General features: G+C 63.1%; 6 protein-coding genes. 5 read left to right on the top strand and 1 reads right to left on the bottom strand.

Going from position 1 to position 6649, the window contains the following annotated elements:
- On the bottom strand, positions 1 to 460 hold a 460-nt coding region (locus ACJWXQ_RS04800; RefSeq protein ID WP_406672278.1), incomplete at its 3' end, for an HAD family hydrolase.
- A gap of 95 nt (positions 461 to 555) precedes the next feature.
- On the opposite strand from ACJWXQ_RS04800, the gene ACJWXQ_RS04795 reads away from it, so the two are divergent.
- The 5 genes from ACJWXQ_RS04795 to ACJWXQ_RS04775 all read left to right on the top strand — a co-directional run.
- Entirely contained in the window at positions 556 to 1089 is a 534-nt protein-coding gene (locus tag ACJWXQ_RS04795; RefSeq protein ID WP_346050867.1) for an RNA pyrophosphohydrolase, read from the top strand.
- Positions 1090 to 1206: 117 nt separating this feature from the next.
- Positions 1207 to 2220, top strand: coding sequence for an extracellular solute-binding protein (locus tag ACJWXQ_RS04790; RefSeq protein WP_346050866.1), 1014 nt, complete (start codon positions 1207 to 1209; stop codon positions 2218 to 2220).
- A 3-nt stretch (positions 2221 to 2223) separates the two neighbouring features.
- Positions 2224 to 3921 carry an iron ABC transporter permease gene (locus ACJWXQ_RS04785; RefSeq protein ID WP_346050865.1) on the top strand — a complete coding sequence of 566 codons (1698 nt, stop codon included), beginning with the start codon at positions 2224 to 2226 and terminating at the stop codon, positions 3919 to 3921.
- Positions 3911 to 4990 carry an ABC transporter ATP-binding protein gene (locus ACJWXQ_RS04780; protein WP_346050864.1) on the top strand — a complete coding sequence of 360 codons (1080 nt, stop codon included), beginning with the start codon at positions 3911 to 3913 and terminating at the stop codon, positions 4988 to 4990. Before ACJWXQ_RS04785 ends, ACJWXQ_RS04780 begins: the two co-directional genes overlap by 11 nt.
- A gap of 162 nt (positions 4991 to 5152) precedes the next feature.
- The coding region (locus ACJWXQ_RS04775) for a TonB-dependent receptor family protein (protein WP_406672277.1) at positions 5153 to 6649 on the top strand (1497 nt) is incomplete at its 3' end.

Here is a 6649-nt window from a genome sequence, read left to right as displayed (position 1 = left end):
TGACCTCTCCATCCCGCATTTCCGCTTCCGTGGCCAGCAGGTGGTCAATGCCGAAAAGCTGGGCAATGGGCTCGGTCACGAAGCGGTTGGTGGCGGTGACGATGACCGGCGTCTCTCCCGCGTCCCGGTGGCGATCCACCAGCCGCAGGGCCTCGGTGGCAATTCGCGGCATGATCTGGGACTCGATGAAGTCCGAGCGCCAGGCCTCCAGTTGGGCGCGCCGATTCTCCGCCAGCGGCCGCAGGGCGAAAGCCAGAAATTCCCGAATATCCAATTGCCCTGCCTCGTAGGCATGGTAGTAGCGCAGGTTCTCCGAGCGATACCAGTCGCCATCCACCACGCCTTGCGCCACCAGGTGCTCACCCCAGAGATAATCGCTGTCACCGTCAAGCAGGGTGTTGTCCAGATCAAACAGGGCCAGCTTCATCGAATGCTCCAGTCTTTGCTCACGAGCCGACATTCTCCTAGAGCCTCCCCCTTATGTCACCCACTGCGGCCATTGCCGATCAATGCCGGCTATGAAAGAATCAACTTATATAAAGTTGGAGTAATGCCGTGATAGACCGCGACGGTTTCCGGCCCAACGTCGGCATCATTCTTTGCAACGACGTGGGCCGCGTATTCTGGGCGCGCAGGATCAACCACACCGGCTGGCAGTTTCCGCAAGGGGGAATCCAGCAGGGCGAAGACCCCCGCGAGGCGCTGTTCCGGGAGCTGGAGGAAGAGGTTGGTCTCGCCGAACAGGATGTCGAAATACTCGGCCGCACCCGGGGGTGGTTGCGTTATCGGCTGCCGAAGCGCTTTGTGCGTCGGCAGCAGAAACCTGTGTGCATTGGACAGAAACAGATCTGGTTCCTGCTCCGCCTGGTGGCGGAGGAGTCCCGTGTCGACCTGCAATTGAGCCAGCATCCCGAATTTGATGCCTGGCGTTGGGTGCAGTGGTGGGAACCGCTGAAGGGTGTGGTCCATTTCAAGCGCGCCGTTTATGAGCGTGCCCTGGAAGAGTTGGCGCCATTGGCCTTTCCCAAGGGACGGGTGCCCCGCCGTCCCGTTCCGCAACTGGACGAGGCCCGTGGCGAGCGCCGGTAAAGGCGCTATTTGTCGTCGTTCTGCTTGCTAATTAGTAATAATTCTCATTATCATACTCATCCAGCGCCCTGCGGCTCCTCCCCGAGCCGCCTCCCACTTCAGTCTGGAGGTCCGTTGATGTCGCCGTTCAAGTCCTGTCTGGCCGCTTCGCTGCTTGCCACATTGTTTGTCTGGCTGCCCGTCGCGGAAGCGGCCAACGACGAAGTGGTTGTCTACTCTGCCCGGCAGGAGCATTTGATCAAGCCCCTGTTCGACCTCTATGAAGAGAAAACCGGTACCCGCATTCGCTATACCACCGGTGATGCCGGCCAGCTCCTTCAGCGAATCCAGGGGGAAGGGCGACGGACCCGGGCCGATCTGCTGCTGACCGTGGACGCCGGCAACCTCTGGCAGGCGGCGGAGCGCGGTTTGCTGAAGGCGGTGGATTCACCCGCGCTGCGCGAGCGTGTCCCCGAACATTTGCGTGATCCCGAAGACCAGTGGTTCGGTCTCTCCTTGCGGGTGCGCACCATGGTCTATCACCCCGACCGGGTAGAGGAGGGTGAATTGGGCAGCTACGCCGATCTCGCCGATGAGCGCTGGGAAGGGCGTCTTTGTCTGCGCTCCTCCCGCAAGGTCTACAACCAGTCCCTGGTGGCGATCATGATCGAGGAAAAAGGCGAGGAGCGCAGCGAGGAGATCGTCCGCAGTTGGGTGGACAATCTGGCCACCGATCCCTTCTCCAGTGACACCCAGGTGATGGAGGCCATTCTCGCCGGCCAGTGCGATGTGGGCCTGGTCAACAGCTACTACTATGGACGCCTGCAGGCCCGGGAGCCCGATCTGCCATTGCGGCTGCACTGGGCCGATCAGGACGGAGCAGGCGTCCATGTCAATATCTCCGGCGGCGGGGTCACTCGCCATGCCGGCAACCCCGAAGGCGCCCAGGCCTTGCTGGAGTGGTTGAGCAGCGAGGAGGCCCAGCGCCTCTTCGGCAGCATGAATTTCGAGTACCCGGCCAATCCCGAGGTGCCGCCGGATCCCCAGGTCGCCCTCTGGGGCGAGTTTCGACAGAATCCGGTCAATGTCCGCCATGCCGGCGAGCGCCAGCGTCAGGCAGTGATGCTGATGGATCGGGCAGGATACCGCTGATCCATGACTTGGCCGGGCGGTTCAAGGTGGCTGAAGCGCCCGCGCCTGTCCGCGGGACCGCTGGTCGCCTGGCTGATTGCCCTGCCGGTGTTGCTGCCTCTGCTGATTGTCAGTGCCAGCCTGTTCGCCGCGGAAACCGAGGTCTGGACTCACCTGCGCAGCCATGTGCTGCCGGAAGTCATCGTCAACACCTTGTGGCTGGTGGCCGGCGTGGCGGTGGGCACTGCCTTGATCGGCACGGCGCTGGCCTGGCTGGTGGCGGCCTGTGATTTTCCGGGGCAGCGTTTTTTCTCCTGGGCCCTGCTGTTGCCCATGGCGGTCCCTGCCTATGTGATGGCCTTCGTGCTCATCGGCCAGCTCGAATATGCCGGGCCGGTGCAGAGCTGGATGCGCGCCGTGTGGGGCGAGGACGCCGGGCTGCCGCCCATCCGTTCCAGATTGGGTGTGATCCTGGCCCTGACGCTGGTGCTTTATCCCTATGTCTACCTGATCGCCCGCAATGCCTTTGCCACCCAGGGGGCAAGGGCCCTGGAAGTGGCCCGTTCCCTTGGACTGCGTCCCGCTGCCGGCTTCTTTCGGGTTGCCTTGCCCATGGCGCGGCCCTGGATCATTGGCGGCGTGATGCTGGCGATGATGGAGACCCTGGCCGATTTTGGCACCGTGGCCGCATTCAACTATGAAACCTTTACCACGGCCATCTACAAGGCCTGGTACGACTTGCAGTCCATTGAGGCGGCCATGCAGTTGTCCTCGCTGCTGGTGGTGGTGGTGCTGGTGATTCTGGTGCTGGAACAGTTGTCCCGGCAGCGGACCCGATACACCGCCACCGGTGCCGGTCAGGCCCGTCGCTTTCGCCTCCGGGGTGGCAAGGCCCTGGCGGCGGTGGCCTTTTGCATGCTGGTCCTGACCGTTGCCTTTCTGATTCCGGCCCTGCAGTTGCTGTTCTGGAGCGTGGCCCATTTCGATGGGCTCGATGCCCGCTATCTTGGTCTGGCAGGACGGTCCCTCAGCCTGTCGGCCATGGCCGCAGCGCTCGCTATCATGATCGCTCTGGTGCTGGCCTACGCCGTGCGCCGCTCGCCGGGTCTGCTGGCGGGTCTCGGGGCACGGGTGGCAACGGTGGGTTACGCTGTGCCCGGCCCGGTTCTGGCGGTGGGCCTGATGCTGCCGCTGGTCTGGCTGAGTGGTGTGCTGCAGGGGGGCGCTGACTGGCTGCTGGGCGAGGATCGGATCATCATCGCCCTGCAGGGCACCCTGCTCGGTCTGGTGGCTGCCTACATCGGTCGCTTCCTCGCGGTCGCCTATAATCCGGTGAATGCCAATCTGCTGCGGGTTTCCTCCACGCTGGATGATGCCGCCCGGGGCATGGGGCTGGGGCCGCTGGGGGTCATTGCCCGGGTGCACTTCCCTCTGGTTCGGGGTGGTCTGATTACCGGTGCCATTCTGGTTTTTGTGGATGTCATGAAGGAAATGCCGATTACCCTGATGCTTCGCCCCTTCGGTTGGGAGACCCTGGCCCTGCGCATCTATGAAATGACCGCGGAGGGGCAGTGGGAACGCGCGGCTTTGCCGGCCTTGACCCTGGTCCTGGTGGGGCTGGTGCCGGTCATCCTGCTGACTCGCCGGCTGGATGACGGGGGCGGGCAATCAGCGAGTGAGAAACGGCGCCCGGCGAATCTGGAGTCTGCCCATGCTGCTTGAGCTGGAACAACTACACCTTGCCTACGGCCGCACGGAAGTTCTCAAGGGCCTCACCCTGCATCTGACCCGGGGTCAGATCGGCTGCCTGCTGGGGCCGAGCGGCTGCGGCAAGACCACGGTGCTGAGGGCGATCGCTGGATTCGAGCCGGTGGATGCCGGGGAGGTCCGGATAGACAATCGGGTATTCAGCAAAGCCGGCAGGACGGTGCCACCGGAAGCCCGGGATATCCGCATTGTGTTCCAGGACTACGCCCTCTTTCCCCATCTCGACGCCCGTGACAATGTGGCATTTGGCCTCCGTGAGGGGCGCCGTCGGGAGCGCCGGGCCCGGGCGGAAGAGATGCTTGCCGCGGTGGGGCTGGCGGAGGCGGTGCGGGCTCAGCCCCATGAGCTGTCCGGCGGTCAGCAGCAACGGGTCGCACTAGCCCGGGCACTGGTCGCCCGGCCCCGGCTGATTCTCCTGGACGAACCCTTCTCCAATCTGGATGTGGAGCTGCGTGAACGTCTGGGTATCGAGGTCCGGGCGGTGCTCAAGGAGTTTGGCGCCACGGCCTTGATGGTGACCCACGATCAGCATGAGGCCTTTGCCGTTGCCGATGAAGTGGGAGTGATGAACCAGGGAACCCTCCAGCAATGGGACCGCCCTTACAACCTCTACCACCGGCCTGCGAATCGTTTTGTCGCGGATTTCGTTGGCCAGGGAGTGTTGATTCCCGGTCATGTGTCGGCGCCGGGGAAGGTGAATATCGAGCTGGGCCGGCTTGAGGGCCGTCTGATCACCGATGTGGAGCCGGGCACGGATGTGGATGTGCTGCTACGCCCTGACGACGTCATCCATGACGATGACAGCGAAATGACCGCGGAGGTCAGATACAAGGTCTTCCGGGGTGCGGAGATTCTCTACACCTTGCGCCTGGACTCCGGCAACCGGGTGCTGGCCCTGGTGCCCAGTCACCATGACCATCGCATCGGCGAGCAGATCGGGATCCGCCTGGATACCGAGCACATCGTTGCTTTTCCCCGCGCCACGGCCGAAGGCGCCTGGTGCCCCACCGAACCCCCGGCCTGAGCGGAATCTGACGCAATCGCGGGGGAATTTCCTCGTTTTGCTATTGCAAATGATAATGGTTCGCATTTATATTACCAATCCACGCGGCGGCGCCGGATTGTTCCCGCCCCGTCGCCCGGATAGCCGTCTCGCAAACCCCGTTGCACCTTAAGGAGCCTCGAAATGCCGATCCAAGCTGCCTCCCGCCCGCTGGCCCTGGCCGTCAGTCTCGCCCTGGTCCCACTGGCTGCCCAGGCAGGGAGCGATGACTTTACCGAGGCGCTGGAAATGGATTTTGATCTTCGCGAATTGGCACCGGTGAGTATCACCGGCACGCGCAATGACATTCGCGAGATCCCTGGTTCCGCCCACCTGGTCTCTCGTGACGAGATCGAGGCGGCCGGTTACGGTGACCCCCACCGCATGCTGCGCAGCATGCCCGGTGTCTATATCCAGGAAGAGGAAGGGTTCGGCCTGTTTCCCAATATTTCCATCCGCGGTTCACGTTCCGAGCGGGCCCGTCGGATTACCATGATGGAAGACGGTGTGCTCATCGCCCCGGCGCCTTACGCCGCCCCCGCTGCCTACCATGTCCCCACCGCCATGCGCATGGAACGTATCGAGGTGCTCAAGGGCGCCGGCGGTATTCAGCATGGCCCCTATACCACCGGGGGTTCTCTCAATATGGTCTCCACGCCCGTGCCCGAAAGCCGCACTGCCCGGGCCCAGTTCATGCTCGGCAGCGACGGTGGCCGACGGCATCAGGCCATGATCGGTGACAGTGGCGACAATCTGGGTTTCATGCTCGAGGCAGTGGATGCCGGCAGTGATGGTTTCCGTCGTCTGGACCGGGCTCAGCGCAGGGGGCCGAACATGGCCGAGCCGGACACCGGCTTCGACCTGCGGGACGTGGTCGGCAAGCTCCGCTGGGAGCCTCGCAATGGGGACCGCCATCATAGCCTGGAGTTGAAGTTTGCCCGCAGCACTCGCGAGGCCAATGAGACCTATCTGGGCTTGACCCAGGACGATTTCGGCCGCCATCCATTCCGACGCTATGCCGGCTCCCAGCTGGACCAGATCAACACCGAACATGAACAGCTTTCCCTGCGCCACCACATCGAATTGGGTGATGCCAATCTGACCACCACCGTTTACAACAACGACTTCAGTCGGAACTGGTACAAGCTCCATGATGTCTGGGATGGGCAGGGGAACCCTGACTTTGTCGGCATCAGTGCCGTTCTGGCCAATCCGACTGAACACTCGGCCGAACTGGCCTGGATTCGTGGTGAGGGGGGTGATGCCCGCGGCAAGGTGCGTGCCAACAATCGTGAGTACTACAGCCGCGGTGTCCAGACCGTCTATCAGACCTGGTTTGACGCGGCCGGATGGTCCCATCAACTGGAGGCCGGTCTGCGCTATCACCAGGATGAGGAAGACCGCTTGCAATGGGAAGATGTATACCGCATGGAGAACTTCGCCATGACCCGGGTCCTGCCCGGCAGTGAGCCCGGTGCGGTACACGGCGTCCCCGGCAGTACCACCAACCGGGTCACCCAGGCGGATGCCCTGGCGGTCCACGTACAGAATCGCCTGCGGCGCGGCAACTGGACCCTGATTCCGGGGCTGCGCTACGAAGATATCACCATTGAACGGACCGATTTTCAGGCCGGTGAGGAC

The organism is Natronospira sp. (assembly GCF_007134575.1).
GTDB classification, from domain to species: domain Bacteria; phylum Pseudomonadota; class Gammaproteobacteria; order Natronospirales; family Natronospiraceae; genus Natronospira; species Natronospira elongata.
Note: the sequence above shows the minus strand (reverse complement) of the source record. Positions and strands in the feature narration are given on the sequence as shown.